This is a genomic window from Streptococcus sp. 79, from assembly GCF_013277425.1.
Classification (GTDB): Bacteria; Bacillota; Bacilli; order Lactobacillales; family Streptococcaceae; genus Streptococcus; species Streptococcus pseudopneumoniae.
The window spans coordinates 1-18,632 of sequence record NZ_VMMW01000064.1 but is presented as its reverse complement, the minus strand read 5'-3'; the positions used below and the strand labels follow the sequence as shown (position 1 = coordinate 18,632).

23 protein-coding genes and 1 pseudogene are annotated in these 18,632 nt (G+C 36.9%); 19 read left to right on the top strand and 5 right to left on the bottom strand.

The window, feature by feature from the left end:
- Nucleotides 1-116: 116 nt before the first annotated feature.
- Nucleotides 117-290, bottom strand: coding sequence for a FanG protein (locus tag HT729_RS12140; RefSeq protein WP_078374329.1), 174 nt, complete (start codon nt 288-290; stop codon nt 117-119).
- Between the two features lie 28 nt (nt 291-318).
- Between HT729_RS12140 and HT729_RS08965 the strand changes: the two genes are divergently transcribed.
- The 4 genes and pseudogenes from HT729_RS08965 to HT729_RS12135 all read left to right on the top strand — a co-directional run bounded on the left by HT729_RS08965 (nt 319) and on the right by HT729_RS12135 (nt 2,419).
- On the top strand, nt 319-933 hold the full coding sequence (locus HT729_RS08965) for a CadD family cadmium resistance transporter (protein WP_000615748.1): 615 nt from the start codon (nt 319-321) through the stop codon (nt 931-933).
- 11 nt (nt 934-944) lie between these two features.
- Nucleotides 945-1,283 (top strand): Cd(II)/Zn(II)-sensing metalloregulatory transcriptional regulator CadX, encoded by a 339-nt coding sequence (gene cadX, locus HT729_RS08960; protein ID WP_000711082.1) that lies wholly within the window; start codon nt 945-947, stop codon nt 1,281-1,283.
- Nucleotides 1,284-1,326: 43 nt separating this feature from the next.
- Nucleotides 1,327-1,734 (top strand): annotated as a pseudogene (locus tag HT729_RS08955) (helix-turn-helix transcriptional regulator); the annotation flags it as partial.
- 466 nt (nt 1,735-2,200) lie between these two features.
- Nucleotides 2,201-2,419, top strand: coding sequence for a hypothetical protein (locus tag HT729_RS12135; protein WP_023938302.1), 219 nt, complete (start codon nt 2,201-2,203; stop codon nt 2,417-2,419).
- A gap of 82 nt (nt 2,420-2,501) precedes the next feature.
- On the opposite strand, the gene HT729_RS08945 is transcribed toward HT729_RS12135, so the two are convergent.
- A complete protein-coding gene (locus HT729_RS08945; RefSeq protein WP_001092276.1) occupies nt 2,502-2,702 on the bottom strand; it encodes a hypothetical protein in 201 nt (66 codons plus the stop codon).
- Nucleotides 2,703-2,879: 177 nt separating this feature from the next.
- Between HT729_RS08945 and rpsP the strand changes: the two genes are divergently transcribed.
- The 6 genes from rpsP (at nt 2,880) to HT729_RS08915 (ending at nt 6,256) form a co-directional block, all read left to right on the top strand.
- The gene (rpsP, locus tag HT729_RS08940; RefSeq protein WP_000268760.1) at nt 2,880-3,152 is read left to right on the top strand and encodes a 30S ribosomal protein S16; all 273 of its coding nucleotides are present in this window, start codon (nt 2,880-2,882) and stop codon (nt 3,150-3,152) included.
- 19 nt (nt 3,153-3,171) lie between these two features.
- Nucleotides 3,172-3,411 carry an RNA-binding protein KphA gene (gene kphA, locus HT729_RS08935; protein ID WP_000379617.1) on the top strand — a complete coding sequence of 80 codons (240 nt, stop codon included), beginning with the start codon at nt 3,172-3,174 and terminating at the stop codon, nt 3,409-3,411.
- 448 nt (nt 3,412-3,859) lie between these two features.
- Nucleotides 3,860-4,648 (top strand): alpha/beta hydrolase, encoded by a 789-nt coding sequence (locus tag HT729_RS08930; protein WP_172926235.1) that lies wholly within the window; start codon nt 3,860-3,862, stop codon nt 4,646-4,648.
- A gap of 30 nt (nt 4,649-4,678) precedes the next feature.
- On the top strand, nt 4,679-5,197 hold the full coding sequence (gene rimM / locus HT729_RS08925) for a ribosome maturation factor RimM (RefSeq protein ID WP_172926234.1): 519 nt from the start codon (nt 4,679-4,681) through the stop codon (nt 5,195-5,197).
- A complete protein-coding gene (gene trmD, locus HT729_RS08920; RefSeq protein ID WP_023940500.1) occupies nt 5,187-5,906 on the top strand; it encodes a tRNA (guanosine(37)-N1)-methyltransferase TrmD in 720 nt (239 codons plus the stop codon). The genes rimM and trmD overlap by 11 nt, the downstream gene beginning before the upstream one ends.
- An 11-nt stretch (nt 5,907-5,917) precedes the next feature.
- Nucleotides 5,918-6,256, top strand: a complete 339-nt coding sequence (locus HT729_RS08915; protein WP_001196049.1) for an ATP cone domain-containing protein — start codon at nt 5,918-5,920, stop codon at nt 6,254-6,256.
- A gap of 30 nt (nt 6,257-6,286) precedes the next feature.
- Here HT729_RS08915 and HT729_RS08910 read toward each other — a convergent pair whose 3' ends face one another.
- Nucleotides 6,287-6,607 carry a hypothetical protein gene (locus tag HT729_RS08910; protein WP_049513506.1) on the bottom strand — a complete coding sequence of 107 codons (321 nt, stop codon included), beginning with the start codon at nt 6,605-6,607 and terminating at the stop codon, nt 6,287-6,289.
- 99 nt (nt 6,608-6,706) lie between these two features.
- On the opposite strand from HT729_RS08910, the gene HT729_RS08905 reads away from it, so the two are divergent.
- Complete coding sequence (locus HT729_RS08905; protein WP_023940504.1) at nt 6,707-6,922, top strand: YdbC family protein; 216 nt, start codon at nt 6,707-6,709, stop codon at nt 6,920-6,922.
- Nucleotides 6,923-6,975: 53 nt separating this feature from the next.
- On the opposite strand, the gene HT729_RS08900 is transcribed toward HT729_RS08905, so the two are convergent.
- A complete protein-coding gene (locus tag HT729_RS08900; protein WP_023933578.1) occupies nt 6,976-7,512 on the bottom strand; it encodes a biotin transporter BioY in 537 nt (178 codons plus the stop codon).
- Between the two features lie 425 nt (nt 7,513-7,937).
- On the opposite strand from HT729_RS08900, the gene HT729_RS08895 reads away from it, so the two are divergent.
- The 4 genes from HT729_RS08895 (at nt 7,938) to HT729_RS08880 (ending at nt 11,441) form a co-directional block, all read left to right on the top strand.
- Nucleotides 7,938-8,276: a hypothetical protein gene (locus tag HT729_RS08895; protein ID WP_000746103.1), complete on the top strand. Its 339-nt coding sequence runs from the start codon at nt 7,938-7,940 to the stop codon at nt 8,274-8,276.
- Nucleotides 8,277-8,341: 65 nt separating this feature from the next.
- The gene (locus HT729_RS08890; protein WP_023940507.1) at nt 8,342-10,324 is read left to right on the top strand and encodes a hypothetical protein; all 1,983 of its coding nucleotides are present in this window, start codon (nt 8,342-8,344) and stop codon (nt 10,322-10,324) included.
- On the top strand, nt 10,321-10,944 hold the full coding sequence (locus HT729_RS08885; RefSeq protein WP_172931925.1) for an ATP-binding cassette domain-containing protein: 624 nt from the start codon (nt 10,321-10,323) through the stop codon (nt 10,942-10,944). Before HT729_RS08890 ends, HT729_RS08885 begins: the two co-directional genes overlap by 4 nt.
- Nucleotides 10,941-11,441 (top strand): hypothetical protein, encoded by a 501-nt coding sequence (locus HT729_RS08880; protein ID WP_000727305.1) that lies wholly within the window; start codon nt 10,941-10,943, stop codon nt 11,439-11,441. The genes HT729_RS08885 and HT729_RS08880 overlap by 4 nt, the downstream gene beginning before the upstream one ends.
- A 165-nt stretch (nt 11,442-11,606) precedes the next feature.
- On the opposite strand, the gene gor is transcribed toward HT729_RS08880, so the two are convergent.
- The gene (gene gor, locus HT729_RS08875; RefSeq protein WP_172931924.1) at nt 11,607-12,953 is read right to left on the bottom strand and encodes a glutathione-disulfide reductase; all 1,347 of its coding nucleotides are present in this window, start codon (nt 12,951-12,953) and stop codon (nt 11,607-11,609) included.
- 287 nt (nt 12,954-13,240) lie between these two features.
- On the opposite strand from gor, the gene HT729_RS08870 reads away from it, so the two are divergent.
- The 4 genes from HT729_RS08870 to metG all read left to right on the top strand — a co-directional run bounded on the left by HT729_RS08870 (nt 13,241) and on the right by metG (nt 18,501).
- Entirely contained in the window at nt 13,241-14,434 is a 1,194-nt protein-coding gene (locus HT729_RS08870; protein WP_023935835.1) for an efflux RND transporter periplasmic adaptor subunit, read from the top strand.
- The gene (locus HT729_RS08865) at nt 14,418-15,119 is read left to right on the top strand and encodes an ABC transporter ATP-binding protein (protein WP_172931923.1); all 702 of its coding nucleotides are present in this window, start codon (nt 14,418-14,420) and stop codon (nt 15,117-15,119) included. Before HT729_RS08870 ends, HT729_RS08865 begins: the two co-directional genes overlap by 17 nt.
- 1 nt (nt 15,120) lies before the next feature.
- Nucleotides 15,121-16,380, top strand: a complete 1,260-nt coding sequence (locus HT729_RS08860; protein WP_001180416.1) for an ABC transporter permease — start codon at nt 15,121-15,123, stop codon at nt 16,378-16,380.
- 123 nt (nt 16,381-16,503) lie between these two features.
- A complete protein-coding gene (gene metG, locus HT729_RS08855) occupies nt 16,504-18,501 on the top strand; it encodes a methionine--tRNA ligase (protein WP_172931922.1) in 1,998 nt (665 codons plus the stop codon).
- Nucleotides 18,502-18,632 lie beyond the last annotated feature (131 nt).

The window sequence follows — 18,632 nt, the reverse complement described above, 5'->3', positions numbered from 1 at the left end:
TGTAGGTGTAGAAGTTAATTTTTACAGAGGTTAAGTAAGGATTTCAGTACACGTCAATAGATGTCAAAATACTGATTTTAAGCGATTTTTGATTTTTGGAAACTCATTATATAGCACTACAAATCAATAAAAACTCTACCTTTTTTAGATAAATATATCATCTGGATATTGAAGTTAAGCCCTGCTATCATTTCGATGGCAGGGCTTTTTAATATTTGGTACACTAACTTCTTATCTATATTTTGGTGGATTTTAAGTTGACATCTACAAAGTTTAATGTTAGAATACATTCAAAAATATATTTGAATGAGGTGTTTTATGATTCAAAATGTTGTTACTTCAATAATCCTGTATTCTGGGACAGCCGTAGACTTACTTATTATCCTAATGTTATTTTTTGCCAAAAGAAAAAGCAGAAAAGACATCATTAACATCTATTTAGGACAATTTCTAGGCTCTGTTAGTCTAATATTGCTAAGTTTGCTTTTTGCATTTGTCTTAAATTATATTCCTAGTAAAGAGATTTTAGGTTTACTCGGTTTGATTCCAATTTTCCTAGGCCTCAAAGTTTTGCTTTTAGGAGATTCTGATGGAGAAGCTATTGCAAAAGATGGTTTGCGAAAAGACAATAAAAACCTGATTTTTCTAGTCGCTATGATTACTTTTGCAAGTTGTGGCGCTGACAATATTGGTGTCTTTGTCCCATATTTTACCACCTTAAATTTAGCGAATTTGATAGTGACTTTACTTACTTTTCTAGTCATGATTTATCTCTTGGTTTTTTCTGCCCAAAAATTGGCACAAGTCCCTTCTGTTGGAGAAACTTTGGAAAAATATAGCAGATGGTTTATTGCCGTTGTCTATTTAGGATTGGGGATGTATATTCTGATTGAAAACAACAGCTTTGACATGCTAAGGACTGTGTTCGGCTAGGAGAAAAAATTATGAAAAAAGATAGTATTTGCCAAGTGAATATTATAAATCAACAAAATGTTACAACCGCGACGAACTACCTTGAAAAGGAAAAAGTCCAAAAATCACTTCGTATTTTATCAAAGTTTACCGATAATAAACAGATAAATATCATCTTTTATCTCCTTGCTGTTGAAGAACTCTGTGTCTGTGATATAGCCTGTTTACTAAATCTCAGTATGGCATCTGCCTCCCACCATCTTCGTAAACTAGCCAATCAAAACATCTTGGACACTAGAAGAGATGGGAAAATTATATATTATTTTATAAAAGATGAGGAAATCAGAGATTTTTTTAATCAACTAGGATAACAACTATTTTTACTACTTTTCCATGATTATAGGGGGATTGTATATGAAATTTTTTGAAGAAAATTATTCACATGAACTACCTACTCGTATCAAAAATTTAAGAAAAAAACACAATATTACACAAAGCGAACTAAGCAATGCAGGTCAAGTTAGTCAAGTTGAAAAGGAAAAGCAACAAGTTACCACTTCAATATTGCTTTATTTGAATACTCAAACCGACTTAGACTATAAAGAAATTATTTTTGGAGATATTGCCAAGCTTGTTGAAAATATGTTTTACCACTGCTTCGGCTCTATTTTATTTAGAGATTTGGAAACTGTAAATAAAAGAATGAATTCTTTGTCGGATGATGACTTAATTTCTATACAATCTAGCTGTCTTAGACTTTCCAAGACATTCGCAAATTTCAATATTCAAAGAAAAAAATTTTTGATTTCTGATGAAACTGAAAAAATTATCCATAATGGCAAAAAGGTCATTAAAAAATCAAAAAAGATAAATCAATTTCAACAACAATGGACACATACGCCGAGTTAGCACCGCAAAGAAAGTTAGAATCTGTTAATCTTTATATCGATAAGATTGCTGAACTAACGCAATAACTACTCTACTATTTACTCTACCTTTTATTATGTAGCATTCTAAAAACATTGATGTACCAACGTTTCTAACAGCTAAAATAGAAATTATTTAATCTTTTACAGACCTAAACTATTCCCCTATTTAGAATCTATTAATTCATATTTTATAAATTAATTAGTAGATATCTTTTTTAAAATCCTTGATATTTCGCTGTTTTTAGTCTAATTGAAATCTATACTTTCCAAACCAGATCTTAAGAAAGCTCGTAAAGCTAGCCAGTTCTCTAAAGGTTAAGAACTAGCTACAATACAGTATTTACAACACTTTATACTCAATGAAAATCAAAGAGCAAACTAGGAAGCTAGCCGCAGGTTGTTCAAAGAACTGCTTTGAGGTTGTAGATAAGACTGACGAAGTAAGTAACCATACCTACGGCAAGACGACGTTGACGTGGTTTGAAGAGATTTTCAAAGAGTATTATGGTTCACACCATGGGGTGTTTTTTTATGATTTTAAGCAAAATTCACACTTAATTGAAAGTTATTTAAATTAGATGAAAATTTATTTTTTGAAAAAGTGGGAAAACATTGATTCTAAGCGAATTTTGAATCATATTCGAATGGGAGTTTTTAAAATCATGTTTCAGTGGTAAAAGTACCAAACTGGATTCTCCATAGTAAAATGATATCTCCTGCTAGTGAATCATCTGCTAATAAGTTCATATTTCGCTTGGGAACGGGCTTGGGACTTAGGAGCCAAGTATCCAAATCTCGTTCAGGCGATATGAAGGGTTTGACTTGGTGTTCTTTATAAAATTTTTCTAAAATAGTATTCACGGATAGCCTCTTTCAAACATTTATTTCCTACTTCTAACAAATTTCTAAATGGTTTAAAAATTTTATAGTCTGTCAAGTTTTTTTCTTGACACCTGTTAGAAATCTGCTATAATAGAACATGTGCTAAATAGCTCAGCTATTTCACCGAAATAAAAAATAAGAAAAGAGACTTTAAAAATGGCAGTTAAAATCCGTTTGACTCGTATGGGTTCTAAGAAAAAACCTTTCTACCGTATCAACGTAGCAGATTCACGTTCACCACGTGACGGACGTTTCATCGAAACAGTTGGAACTTACAATCCACTTGTTGCTGAAAACCAAGTAACTTTGAAAGAAGACCGCGTTCTTGCATGGTTGGCTGATGGAGCTCAACCTTCAGATACAGTTCGCAACATCCTTTCAAAAGAAGGTGTATTGAAGAAATTCCACGATTCTAAATTCTCAAAATAAGTTTAAAGTAGGTTGACAGATGGATACGATTGAAAATCTCATTATTGCGATTGTGAAACCCTTGATTTCACAACCAGATGCCTTAACTATCAAGATTGAAGATACACCAGAGTTTTTGGAATATCATTTGGATCTTGATCAAAGTGATGTGGGTCGTGTAATCGGTCGTAAGGGTCGCACTATTTCTGCGATAAGAACGATTGTCTACTCTGTCCCAACTGAAGACAAAAAAGTAAGAATCGTTATTGACGAAAAATAAGAAGAGCGGGACGAATGTCTCGCTTTTTTGCGAGGAGAAGTGTAAAATAGCCTCATCAGGATTTGGAAGGATTTTTAGAGGGTAAATTCCCAAACTAACTTCCAGTTTTCCACAACCTAGCTTTTAGTATTAGAAAAACGCGTGAAATCAGTGGAAATCCGTCTGAGACTAACTTCCACTGATTTTCTTTTTCTTGATATATAAGGGTTCAAAAGCGAAAAGACTCAGAAAAAAGTGCACGACAAATAGCCCTAAAACAAAGTCGTTTTAGAGTAACTTCCAGTTTTGGGAGAGAGAGATGGAAGTTACTTTGAGAAGTTACGAGGATTTTTAGAGGGATAATATCTATAGTGTCTTTTTTCTCCAACTTGAGAAAATCTTTGGAACGTGATAAAATAAAGGATAAGGATTTTTAATAATTCATTATATAGAATGAGTGGATTTCTTTATGAAGAGATTTGAAGTATCTACGAAAATTGGTAGTCTCTCTGTTACTTATCGAAAGCAAAAGAAAGTGCTAGTTTGTTTAAATGGAGCAGGTTTGCTACCAAGTTATGAAAATTTTTCACTTATAATCGAAAAACTTCCTCCTACAATTGGTTATTTGACAATTGATTTTCCAAACACAGGTAGGAGTCCGATTCATGACCAAGCTGACAAAAATCTGGATAATCTTGTAGATGCAGTTTATGAAGTGCTTGAAGAATTGGAGATTTCTGAATATATACTTTGTGTACATAGTTTGAGTGGAATTTTAGCTTGCAAATTACTCAAGAAACCAATTAAGTGTCAGGCTTTAGTAGCAGTGGAACCGACAACTAAAAACGTCATGTTTGCTGATTTTTCAGAAAATCCTTATCCAGAAATGGAAGAACAGATGAGGCTGATTGACGAGTATGGACCTGAACTTTATTTGAAGAATTTAACTCAAGCAACATTTAGTCCTGAAACGAATAAAGAAATCTGGGAAATAATGCAAAAAAAAGGCTTAGAGTTGGAAAACCAAAATCCAGGATTTCAGATATCTGGAGAGATTACTGAGGAAGATTTTGAGGATGTATCAATACCAGATTGTATCCCTGTATTTGTTTTTTGTCAGCCTTATAGAGAAAGAGAGTACAGAGAATCAGAATATTGGACTTCCAATACTAAACTCATTTCAGGAGGGAATCACCATTATTTACAATGGTCAGAATCCGAAAAAATTGCAACTATTATTCGAGAATTGTCAGAATAATATGGATAGAAATAGACTACAGGAGACAAGATGAACTACTTTAATGTTGGGAAAATCGTCAATACTCAAGGGTTGCAGGGTGAGATGCGAGTCTTGTCTGTGACGGATTTTGCAGAAGAACGGTTTAAAAAAGGATCTGAGCTGGCCTTGTTTGATGAAAAAGATCAGTTTGTTCAAACAGTGACCATTGCTAGCCACCGTAAACAGAAGAACTTTGACATTATTAAATTCAAAGATATGTATCATATCAATGCTATCGAAAAGTACAAAGGATACAGTCTCAAGGTCGCTGAGGAAGATTTGAATGACCTAGACGATGGTGAATTTTATTATCACGAGATTATCGGTTTAGAAGTCTATGAGGGTGATAACTTGATTGGAACCATCAAGGAAATCCTGCAACCAGGTGCTAACGATGTCTGGGTGGTCAAGCGAAAAGGCAAACGTGACTTGCTCTTGCCTTATATTCCACCAGTGGTTCTCAATGTTGATATTCCGAATAACCGTGTCGATGTGGAAATTTTAGAAGGGTTAGATGATGAAGATTGATATTTTAACCCTCTTTCCAGAGATGTTTTCTCCACTGGAGCACTCAATCGTTGGAAAGGCTCGAGAAAAAGGGCTCTTGGATATCCAGTATCATAATTTTCGAGAAAATGCTGAAAAGGCCCGTCATGTAGATGATGAGCCCTACGGAGGCGGTCAGGGCATGTTGCTCCGAGCCCAACCCATTTTCGATGCCTTTGATGCTATTGAAAAGAAAAATCCGCGCGTTATTCTCCTCGATCCTGCTGGAAAGCAGTTTGATCAGGCTTATGCTGAAGATTTGGCTCAAGAGGAAGAGCTAATCTTTATCTGTGGGCACTATGAGGGTTATGATGAGCGCATTAAGACCTTGGTAACAGATGAGATTTCCCTAGGCGACTATGTCCTCACTGGTGGAGAATTGGCAGCTATGACCATGATTGATGCTACAGTTCGCCTGATTCCAGAAGTGATTGGCAAGGAGTCTAGCCACCAAGATGATAGTTTTTCTTCAGGTCTTTTAGAATATCCTCAGTACACACGTCCCTATGATTATCGAGGCATGGTCGTGCCAGATGTATTGATGAGTGGCCACCATGAAAAGATTCGTCAGTGGCGATTGTACGAGAGTTTAAAGAAAACCTACGAGCGCAGACCAGATTTACTTGAACATTATCAACTGACAGTAGAAGAAGAAAAAATGCTGGCAGAAATCAAAGAAAACAAAGAATAAAGGAGAAACCTATGCAAGTAATCAAACGTAATGGCGAAATTGCTGAATTTAATCCAGATAAGATTTACCAAGCCATCTTGAAGGCAGCCCAAACTGTTTATGTTTTGACAGATGATTTGCGTCAAAATCTTGCTCAGGTCACTAAGAAGGTAGTTTTGGATTTACAAGAAGCCAAGGTGGAACGTGCGACTATCAGTATGATTCAATCTATGGTTGAACATCGTTTATTGGGCGCAGGTTACATTACCATTGCAGAACACTACATTTCCTATCGTTTACAACGTGACTTGGAAAGAAGTGGTTATGGAGATCATATCGCAGTTCATTTACATTTTGAACAAATTCGCTAAGAAAAAAGAGTGGGATGAAGCAACTACATCTCACTCTTTCTTAAATCTATTTTTTTGGGCTGTTTGGACAGTTGAGGGGACAAATCGCAGGCGTTGAATATCGCTTATACGGATAATCCGGCTCACATTTTTGGCAAAATTTTTCACGATAATTTGCTGTCCTTGCTGATCGTATTTGATGATGTCACCTGTAAAGCTTGTCTCAGACAAGATAAGGTGAACAGCAGTTTGTTTCTGGATAGCCTCTTCAATAGTGGCTGTAAGGGAGTTGCTTTCAGTCTGGTCAGGTTGGTCATGTCCATTTAAAAAGTCATGTATTTTACCTAGAACTTGCTGGAATTTATGTCTCATATTGGCCTCCCTTCTTTTATATCAATATTATATAAAATTTTCCTAAAATCTACAAGATTTTACGAATAATCAGATGAAAGTTAAAAAAAGGAGAAGAAAATGGCAGAATTTACATTTGAAATCGAAGAGCACTTGTTGACTCTTTCTGAAAACGAAAAGGGTTGGACCAAGGAAATCAACCGTGTGAGCTTTAATGGTGCCCCTGCAAAGTTTGATATTCGTGCTTGGAGTCCAGACCATACGAAGATGGGCAAAGGAATTACTTTTTCCAATGAAGAATTTCAAACAATGGTGGATGCTTTTAAAGGAAACTAAGTTTTCAAAATAAAAGAAAAGGATACTGAGTTATGACAACTCGATATCCTTTTTTAGTTAGCAAAGTAAGCCTGATTTTTAAGGCGTTGAAGTAGAGGACGACTAATCAAACTAATAGCTAGAAGTTTACCAAGGTCTGGAATGATAAAGGGAATGACCCCCACAACAAGAGCTTTTTCAAATGCCATTCCAGCTAGAAAATGCAAGCTGAGAATCCCTCCGACAAAGACAAGGGCATCACCCAAGAGATTTGCAAGAAAAATATTGACAATTCCGCTCTTGCTGTTGGTTAGAGAGGAAGTAAGTCCAGAGTAAACGAGATAAAACCAAAGATAGCCTGCAGTAGGGCCAACTAAAGCCTGAAAACCAGCTCCACCTCCTGCAAACACAGGAAGACCGATAGCACCTAGAAGAAGATAGAGTCCAACAGAAAGTACAGCCTCTCTCGGTCTAAAGACAGTAGCAATCAAGCCGATTGCAAAGTTTTGCAGAGTGAAGGGAACAGGTCCAACTGGAAGACTGATTTGTGCCAAAACAGCAATGAGAGCAGCCCCAATAGCAGGGATAGCATAAATGTGAGCTTTTTTCAAAATAGTTAACCTCTTTTCTGATGTATAGTAACTATTATACTCATAGAGGAATCATTGTCAACCAATTTTTTAAAACAAGGTAACAAAAACTGTAACGGCCGATTTTGCTTATTGGTTAAGTTGGATAATTTTTTTGTTGATTCGAAAATTGTCTGTATAGATAATCCTATTTTATTAATAAAAAATATACTAGTAAATATTTGACAAATTAAAAAATAAGTGTTATATTAAAAATGTAAACGGATGCATTTAGATGTGTTCAATTTTAAAAGGAGGGGTAGTTACGAGATATTTTAACGACTCTAGATACCATAACGGTGATTAAAAACCTAAATATAATCAATTCATATTAAAGTAATATGGAGGGACTAAAAAGAGACTATTATTTAATCTTCATCAAATATTTAAATTCAAGGAGAAGTAAAATGAAAAAAAGAATTAATAAGAAAGCATCTGTTTTTCTAGCTGCAAGTGTTTTCAGTTTTAGCTTTGCTACTGCAGCTAGTGTTGTTAGTGCAACTACAGCACACCCTGCTCCATATCCGATTATTGATGTATGGGAATATGGTGTAAATGATAACTATGGTTATTCGAATTACTTTGTTAAGTCTCCAGATAATATTGGTTCAAAATCTTCAGTAACGAATTTTTGGGGAACAGTTAAAGCTCAGGATAAAAAAGATTATGGATGGGCATATTCAAGTGCAACAAAATCTTGGAACGATGTTCGCTTAAATGCATATTGGGATTATTATAGATTTTAAAAATAATTTATGAAAACAGGAGACCCAATTATAAAATAGGGTCTTTTGTAATATGGTAATTGCTTATGAAATTAAAATTATGTATCATTGGATTCTTCTTTTGTTTGATTGCTACAATTGGTCTGGTCACTATTAGTGATACCGAAATCCCCATACCTTTACCAATTGATGGTGCTTTCTCTATTCAAGGGAAAAGTAATCTTTCTAATAACGAAATATATGAAATGGTTCGTGACTTATCAAAAACGGAAAAGGTTACCATTTACAAGCCAATCGTTCAGAGTTCGGGTCAGTTGAAGTATGTAAATTTTGATGATGTAAATAATGAACAATTAAAGTCAGCACCAATAATAGGGATGTATTATACCCTTGGGAAAATGGATGTAGATAGTTTGAAACCACTTACGATGACGGGGCTGCAAACAGTCTATATGGCTTATCCTTGGTATATAGGAGGAATATTACAATTCACTGGAACTTTAAGAATACTGTTAATGGGTTCCATTTACTTAACTTTATTAGTTGTTTTATTTGTTGTTAGGACGAGGCAGATCAAAGAAGGAGTGATACGACGTTCTTTGGGCTTGCCTGTATACGATCTTAGAAGAGAGTATGTGATTTCTCTTATTTTTGAACTGATTATGATGGCTTTATTGATGATTTCTTACAGTTCTTTTTTGGGAAATGGTTTCTTCACTTATAGTTCTAAGTTATTTTTCTCTCTGCTTTTAACGAATTTTATACTATTTCAAATCATTGATCTCATCACCTTTGTTTTATTTTGGTCGACGATTCAGATTGAAAAGCCCATTGAAATTATCAAAAACAAGGCAAAAAACAAGCTTATTTTTGTCGTATGGCTTGCTATTATTTCGATTATTATCCTTGTCTCAGGAGTTTTTTTACAAGAAACAAAGAGTAGTCAATCTAGTATGAACATACAAATACAGAATTTAGTACCGTGGGACACAGTAAAAGACTGGAGAAGGATTGAGTTCCTTGGAATTGAAAGTAACTCTGCTAAAAATGGAGAAGTTAGTGATTCAGATGGTCAGTATCTACAGATAGTTGCTGCCTTAAAAAACTTAGATTTCTTATATATTGAACGATCTTCGGCATATGTTCCAGATTTTATGAAAACATCTCATGTTTTAGAAGACTTTTCTAAACAATTAGAAAATGACGGAATAACGAATCCAGAAATAAATAAAGAGTTGATTTATATTAATCAAACAGGTGCTAACCTACAAAACAAAGTGAATGGAACAAACTATCATCTTTTAGATAATAAGATAGCAACCATTTATATTCCTGAGAAGTGGAAAGAAAACCAGAAATCTATTGAGAATACAGTTGTAGCAGAACAATTTATTGGAACAAACTATACAAAAGAACAGCTTGCAGTACAAATAATTCCTGATGGTAATAAAATTTTTTATTTCAATGAGGATGCTGATATCGATCATAAAAATAAAGATATTTTACCAATGGCAAGTCTAGCAGATAGCAAAGATAATATAGTTGTTGTGTTAGATACGGACAAAATGATGGAAAATAATAAGTTTTCTTTGGCTAGTAACATACTATATAAATCTCTTTTTAGTCCTGAAGCGGTAAAAAAAATAAATGAGATGACTGTCCCGTTGAATTTCTCAATGAATCCAGTAGATGTTTACCAAATTGTGAAATTAAAGATTCAATCCTTAGAGCACCAAATTTTACTTTCACAAATCTTGCAGAAGATAATTTACAGTATTATCTTTATACTCATTTATCAATATGTCCAACTTTTTATTACTCTAAAACAGAATGAATATGTGAAAAAAATCATTTTGGGTCTGTCAAAAACATATATAGCAATTTCAAGTCTCAAATATTTTATGATGACTATTACAATGGTTATTCTATTTACATTTCTGATGACAGGACAAATAGAGTTGCTATATATTGGAGCGGCTTCTCTGCTAGTTTTGATGTTGTCGATCATAATGAGTTTTAGAAAATTATCTGAAAGCTACACTAAAATTTTAAAAGGAGATGAATCATGACAATTGACCTTTTGAACGTTTCAAAAAGTTTCGGCTCAAAGAAGATCTTTACAGACTTAAATTTAATATTTGAATCTGGAAAAAGCTATGCATTGATTGGAGGTTCTGGCTCCGGTAAAAGTACCCTTCTTAATATTATAGGAAGATTAGAAAAAATTGACAGTGGGAATGTTTTAGTTGATAAACAAGATATTTGGAAGATAAAAGAAAGAACTTTTTTTAAAAATACTGTTGGATATGTATTTCAGAATTATTCTTTAATAGATAACAAAACAGTATATGATAATCTGAGCCTTATCACTAAAGACAAAAAAACAATAACTGACGTACTTGAAAAAGTAGGACTGTCAAGTGACTATTTACATCAAAAAATATATGAATTGTCTGGAGGGCAGGCTCAACGTGTAGCTATTGCCAGAATGTTAACGAAGCCACGTAAAATTATCTTAGCAGATGAACCTACAGGAGCTTTAGATGGTGAGATTGGAAAAGAAATCATTCGCTTATTATTGAATGAAATAGCTGAAGATAAATATGTCATTATAGCGACGCATGATCCAGCTGTCTATAACGAAGTTGATGTGATAATTGACATGAAAGATATAGGGTATAAGGTATGAAAAAGAAAATTTATATTGCTTTGATCTTTGTAACTGGGGCACTTGCCATTTTCTTTTTTGGAAAACAAATGATTACAAAAGAAAATATCAATAAGCCAACGGTAGAGTTAACAATCTATACGCTTTCTTCTAGTGACACAGAAAAATGGAATAAAGTGAGACAAGTAGAAACGGAAGAAGCTATATACTTCATAACTGTGAAAGAAGTATCATCTTCAGAAGAAGTATTTTCAAACATCATTGCAAATGGAGCTGCTACGGGGTTCGGAGTTCGTGAAGAAGAAGTGAAGAAATTCAATAATGGTTTAGGAGACACCATAGAGGACTCTAAGCATAATAAACTAATTGAAATAGAATTTTTTACTTTTTCTGATGATGGCGCGGGATTTGTGGTAGCAAACTTTGACTACGGTAAAGAAGAGTTGAATTCTCAGAAAAAAGATATAAAAGAATTATATAAAAAAATATATGAATCTTTTAAAGAAAAGAATAAATGATTGTATTATAATCCTTGTATTTTGCTATGGTTTGTTAATTGATTTTTGCATATCTTATTTCAACATACTATAAAATAAGACATAAGAAAACGAGTATCTCCAACTACGGAAATACTCGCTTTTTGATATTTAGAAGTGTTTGTTGCTCTGCTTCTTTTATTTCGATTAACGCATGGTTACAAATTCTTCAGATGCAGTTGGGTGAATTGCCACAGTTGCATCAAAGTCAGCCTTGGTTGCTCCCATTTTGATAGCAACGGCAAATCCCTGAATCATTTCATCAACACCGTATCCAATTCCATGAAGTCCGACAACTTTTTCTTCTGAACTAGCTGTGATCAATTTGAAACGTGTTTCTTGACGGTTGCCAGTGCAAGCAGAGTACATAGAAGTAAAGCTTGATTTGTAAACCTTGATTTGGTCTTGGCCGTATTCTTTGATAGCTTTCTCTTCTGTCAAGCCAACAGTTCCGATAGCAGGGTGTGAAAAGACAACAGTTGGAATAGTTGAGTAGTCCATTTTTGCAGTTGTTTTTCCGTTAAAGAGACGTTCAGATAAAGTACGACCAGCCTTGATAGCAACTGGAGTCAGTTCTTTTTCACCTGTTACATCACCTAGAGCGTAGATTCCTTCAACAACAGTATTTTGGTATTCATCAACTTGGATAAAGCCACGTTCGTTCAGCGTGACTCCAGCTTTTTCAAGTTGCAAGCCCTTAACGTTTGGACGGCGACCAGTAGCCCAGATAACTTGGCTAGCTGTGTGACTAGTACCATCTTCGAAATGAATGGTAATGCCGTCAGTAGTTTTTTCTAACTTGACAGGGACTTTGTGAGTGTGAAGTGGTAAGTTTGTTCTTTCCATTTCCTTGACCAAACCTTCAACGATGTAAGAATCAAAACTACGTAAAGGACGATCGCGGCGAACAAAGAGGTTTGTCTTGACACCAAAAGTGTGGAGTACGCCAGCCAATTCAACGGCGATATAACCAGCGCCTAGAATAGCGACTGACTCTGGAAGTTCTTCCCAGGCAAATACATCATCAGAAGAGCCACCTAGCTCAGCACCAGGAATATTTGGAATACTTGGATGGGCACCAGTAGCAATCACGATATGTTTAGCACGAATCAGTTCACCATTTACGCTGACAGTATGAGAATCTACAAATTCAGCATGGCCTTCAATTAAGTCTACACCGTTGCGTTTAAAACTGCCATCATAAGAAGAACGAGCGCGATCGATGTAGGCTTCACGATTGCGACGTAGGGTTGCAAAGTCAAAGTTAAGATCAGTAGTCTTAAAGCCGTAGTCTTCTCCAAATTGATGGAAAGTCTCAGCGATTTGCGCCCCGTACCACATGATTTTTTTAGGAACACAGCCGACATTGACACAGGTTCCACCTAGTTTCTTTTCTTCAATAACGGCCGCTTTGGCTCCGTGTTCACCAGCACGGTTCATGGTAGCAATTCCTCCACTACCTCCACCGATAGCAATGATATCGTATTCTCTCATTGAAAACTCCTTTGTACTCTTTTAAATAGTAGAGTGTCATTTTTTGATAGTCATATTCTATCTTTTTTTTGATTTGATTGCAAAAATCTGCTACGTTCAAAAAATTGCAAAAAAGCTTGCCAAATAAGTCAAGATAGTGTATCATATAACTAGTACAATAGAAAAGGAGGATTTCCGAACGATTGTTTAATCCTGAACTGTCATTATTTCCATCTGAACTGCATTGTTTGCTGGAGGGAAATTTGGTATAATAGCAAAGTATTGTAAAAAAGAAAAGGAGTTTCATTATGAAGAAAAAGAATGGTAAAGCTAAAAAGTGGCAACTGTATGCAGCCATCGGTGCTGCGAGTGTAGTTGTATTGGGTGCCGGGGGGATTTTACTCTTTAGACAACCCTCGCAAACCGCTGTAAAAGATGAACCTACTCATCTTGTTGTTGCCAAGGAAGGAAGCGTGGCATCCTCTGTTTTATTATCAGGAACAGTAACGGCAAAAAATGAACAATACGTTTATTTTGATGCTAGCAAGGGAGATTTAGACGAAATCCTTGTTTCTGTGGGGGATAAGGTCAGCGAAGGGCAGGCTTTAGTCAAGTACAGTAGTTCAGAAGCCCAGGCGGCCTATGATTCAGCGAGTCGAGCAGTTGCGAAGGCAGACCGTCATATCAACGAACTCAACCAAGCACGAAATGAAGCTGCTTCAGCTCCCCAGTTACCTGCACCAGCAGGAGGAGAAGATGTAACGGTGCAAAGTCCAACTCCAGTTGCTGGAAATTCTGTTGCTTCTATTGACGCTCAATTGGGTGATGCCCGTGATGCGCGTGCAGATGCTGCAGCGCAATTAAGCAAGGCTCAAAGTCAATTGGATGCAACAACTGTTCTCAGTACCCTAGAGGGAACTGTAGTCGAAGTCAATAGCAATGTTTCTAAATCTCCAACAGGGGCGAGTCAAGTTATGGTTCATATTGTTAGCAATGAAAATTTACAAGTCAAGGGAGAATTGTCTGAGTACAATCTAGCCAACCTTTCTGTAGGTCAAGAAGTAAGCTTTACTTCTAAAGTATATCCTGATAAAAAATGGACTGGGAAATTAAGCTATATTTCTGACTATCCTAAAAACAATGGTGAAGCAGCTAGTCCAGCAGCTGGGGCTAATACAGGTTCTAAATACCCTTATACTATTGATGTGACAGGCGAAGTTGGTGATTTGAAACAAGGTTTTTCTGTCAACATTGAGGTTAAAAGCAAAACCAAGGCTATTCTTGTTCCTGTCAGCAGTCTAGTAATGGATGATAGTAAAAATTATGTCTGGATTGTGGATGAACAACAAAAGGCTAAAAAAGTTGAGGTTTCATTGGGAAATGCTGACGCAGAAAATCAAGAAATCACTTCTGGTTTGACAAATGGCGCTAAGGTCATCAGTAATCCAACATCTTCCTTGGAAGAAGGAAAAGAGGTGAAGGCTGATGAAGCAACTAATTAGTCTAAAAAATATCTGCAGAAGCTATCGCAATGGTGACCAAGAACTGCAGGTTCTCAAAAACATCAATCTAGAAGTGAATGAGGGTGAATTTGTTGCCATCATGGGACCATCTGGTTCTGGGAAGTCCACTCTGATGAATACGATTGGCATGTTGGATACACCAACCAGTGGAGAGTATTATCTTGAAGGCCAAGAAGTGGCTGGACTGGGTGAAAAACAATTAGCCAAGGTTCGTAACCAACGAATCGGTTTTGTCTTTCAGCAGTTCTTTCTTCTATCGAAGCTCAATGCTCTGCAAAATGTAGAATTGCCCTTGATTTACGCAGGAGTTTCGTCTTCAAAACGGCGCAAGTTGGCTGAGGAGTATTTAGACAAGGTTGAATTGACAGAACGTAGTCACCATTTGCCTTCGGAATTATCTGGTGGTCAAAAGCAACGTGTGGCTATTGCTCGTGCCTTGGTAAACAATCCTTCTATTATCCTAGCGGACGAACCGACAGGAGCCTTGGATACCAAAACAGGGAATCAAATTATGCAACTATTGGTTGACTTGAACAAAGAAGGAAAAACCATTATCATGGTAACGCATGAGCCTGAGATTGCTGCCTATGCTAAACGTCAGATTATCATTCGAGATGGAGTCATTTCATCTGACAGTGCTCAGTTAGGAAAGGAGGAAAACTAAGATGCAGAATCTGAAATTTGCCTTTTCATCTATCATGGCTCACAAGATGCGTTCTTTGCTTACCATGATTGGGATTATTATCGGTGTTTCATCAGTTGTTGTGATTATGGCTTTGGGAGATTCCCTATCTCGTCAAGTTAATAAAGATATGACCAAATCTCAGAAAAATATTAGCGTTTTCTTCTCTCCTAAAAAAAGTAAAGATGGGTCTTTTACTCAGAAACAATCAGCTTTTACGGTTTCTGGAAAGGAAGAGGAAATTCCTGTTGAACCGCCAAAACCGCAAGAATCCTGGGTCCAAGAGGCAGCCAAACTCAAGGGAGTGGATAGTTACTATGTAACCAATTCAACGAATGCCATCTTGACCTATCAAGATAAAAAGGTTGAGAATGCTAATTTGACAGGTGGAAACAGAACTTACATGGACGCTGTTAAGAATGAAATTATTGCAGGTCGTAGTCTGAGAGAGCAAGATTTCAAAGAGTTTGCAAGTGTCATTTTGCTAGATGAGGAATTGTCCATTAGTTTATTTGAATCTCCTCAAGAGGCTATTAACAAGGTTGTAGAAGTCAATGGATTTAGTTACCGGGTCATTGGGGTTTATACTAGTCCGGAGGCTAAAAAGTCAAAAATATATGGGTTTGGTGGCTTGCCTATTACTACCAATATCTCCCTTGCTGCGAATTTTAATGTAGATGAAATAGCTAGTATTGTTTTTCGAGTGAATGATACCAGTTTAACCCCAACTCTGGGTCCAGAACTGGCACGAAAAATGACAGAGCTTGCAGGCTTACAACAGGGAGAATACCAGGTGGCAGATGAGTCCGTTGTATTTGCAGAAATTCAACAATCGTTTAGTTTTATGACGACGATTATTAGTTCCATCGCAGGGATTTCTCTCTTTGTTGGAGGAACTGGTGTCATGAACATCATGCTGGTTTCGGTGACAGAGCGCACTCGTGAGATTGGTCTTCGTAAGGCTTTGGGCGCAACACGTGCCAATATTTTAATTCAGTTTTTGATTGAATCCATGATTTTGACCTTGTTAGGTGGCTTAATTGGCTTGACAATTGCAAGTGGTTTAACTGCCTTAGCAGGTTTGTTACTGCAAGGTTTAATAGAAGGTATAGAAGTTGGAGTATCAATCCCAGTTGCCCTATTTAGTCTTGCAGTTTCGGCTAGTGTGGGTATGATTTTTGGGGTCTTGCCAGCCAACAAGGCATCGAAACTTGATCCAATTGAAGCCCTTCGTTATGAATAAGATCAACAAGATGGACACTCGTCTATCTTGTTTTTGTATGGATTTCCCTATCGAAAATCCTTAAAAATGTGATATAATGAAGTGTTAGAAAAACAGGTTTCATTTGCCTGGAAAGGAAAAATTATGTCTGAAAAGAATTTTTATATTACAACGCCGATTTACTATCCATCTGGAAAACTGCATATCGGTTCTGCCTACACAACCATTGCTTGTGATGTCCTAGCACGTTACAAACGCCTGATGGGCTACGATGTCTTTTATTTGACAGGTCTTGATGAACATGGTCAGAAGATCCAGCAGAAAGCTGAAGAAGCTGGCATTACACCACAAGCCTATGTTGATGGGATGGCAGTTGGAGTCAAAGAACTCTGGAAATTACTAGATATCTCATACGATAAATTTATCCGTACAACTGATGACTACCATGAAAAAGTTGTCGTACAGGTCTTTGAACGCTTACTTGCTCAAGATGATATCTACTTGGGTGAATACTCTGGTTGGTATTCAGTATCAGACGAAGAATTCTTTACAGAAAGCCAACTGGCAGAAGTTTTCCGTGATGAAGCTGGAAATGTGACTGGTGGTATTGCTCCATCAGGTCACGAGGTTGAATGGGTATCCGAAGAATCATACTTCCTTCGCCTTAGCAAATACCAAGATCGTTTGGTCGAATTTTTCAAAGCTCATCCTGAATTTATCACTCCAGATGGTCGCCTTAATGAAATGCTACGCAACTTCATCGAGCCAGGTTTGGAAGATTTGGCGGTATCTCGTACAACCTTTACATGGGGAGTGCCTGTCCCATCAAATCCAAAACACGTTGTCTACGTTTGGATTGATGCCCTTCTTAACTATGCGACAGCTCTTGGCTACGGTCAAGACGAACATGGTAACTTTGACAAGTTCTGGAATGGAACAGTCTTCCACATGGTAGGAAAAGACATCCTTCGTTTCCACTCCATCTACTGGCCAGTCCTTCTTATGATGTTGGATGTTAAATTACCTGATCGTTTGATTGCCCATGGTTGGTTTGTCATGAAAGATGGTAAAATGTCTAAATCTAAAGGGAATGTCGTTTACCCTGAAATGTTGGTAGAGCGTTATGGACTAGATCCACTTCGTTACTACCTCATGCGTAGCCTTCCAGTTGGTTCAGATGGAACCTTCACTCCAGAAGACTATGTCGGCCGTATCAACTATGAATTGGCTAATGACCTTGGCAACCTCCTCAACCGTACGGTTTCTATGATTAACAAGTACTTTGATGGACAAATCCCTGCCTATGTAGAGGGCGTAACAGAGTTTGATAATGCTCTTGCTCAAGTAGCAGAGCAATCAATCGCTGACTACCATACACACATGGAAGCAGTTGACTACCCACGTGCGCTTGAAGCAGTCTGGACTCTTATCTCTCGTACTAATAAATACATCGACGAGACAGCTCCATGGGTCTTGGCTAAGGATGAAGCTCTTCGTGACCAATTAGCAAGTGTTATGAGCCACTTGGCAGCCAGCCTTCGTGTCGTCGCTCACTTGATTGAACCATTTATGATGGAAACTAGTCGTGCGGTTATGACTCAACTTGGCTTAGCAGAAGTTTCTAGTCTTGAAAACTTGAGTTTGGCTGCTTTCCCTGAGGGTGTAACAGTAGTTGCCAAAGGAACACCAATCTTCCCACGCCTGGATATGGAAGAAGAAATCGCCTATATCAAGGAACAAATGGAAGGCAACAAGCCAGCTGTCGAAAAAGAATGGAATCCAGACGAAGTCGAACTCAAACTAAGCAAGGATGAAATCAAGTTTGAAGACTTTGACAAGGTTGAAATCCGTGTCGCAGAAGTCAAAGAAGTTTCTAAAGTTGAAGGCTCTGATAAGTTGCTTCAATTCCGCTTGGATGCAGGTGATGGCGAAGACCGTCAAATTCTCTCAGGAATTGCAAAATACTATCCAAATGAACAAGAATTGGTCGGCAAGAAAGTTCAAATCGTTGCCAATCTCAAACCACGTAAAATGATGAAAAAATATGTCAGCCAAGGGATGATTCTCTCAGCTGAACATGATGGAAAATTAACCCTTCTCACAGTTGATTCAGCTGTACCAAATGGAAGTGTGATTGGGTAAAAGTATACAGGACTAGTTCATGCTAGTTCTGTTTTTTATTATGGCTTCAAGCCAGTTTTTCTCGTAGAGAAAAACAAGAAAACCACCAGCTATGCTGGTGGCTGACAAGGCCTCTAGCTTCCATTTATTTT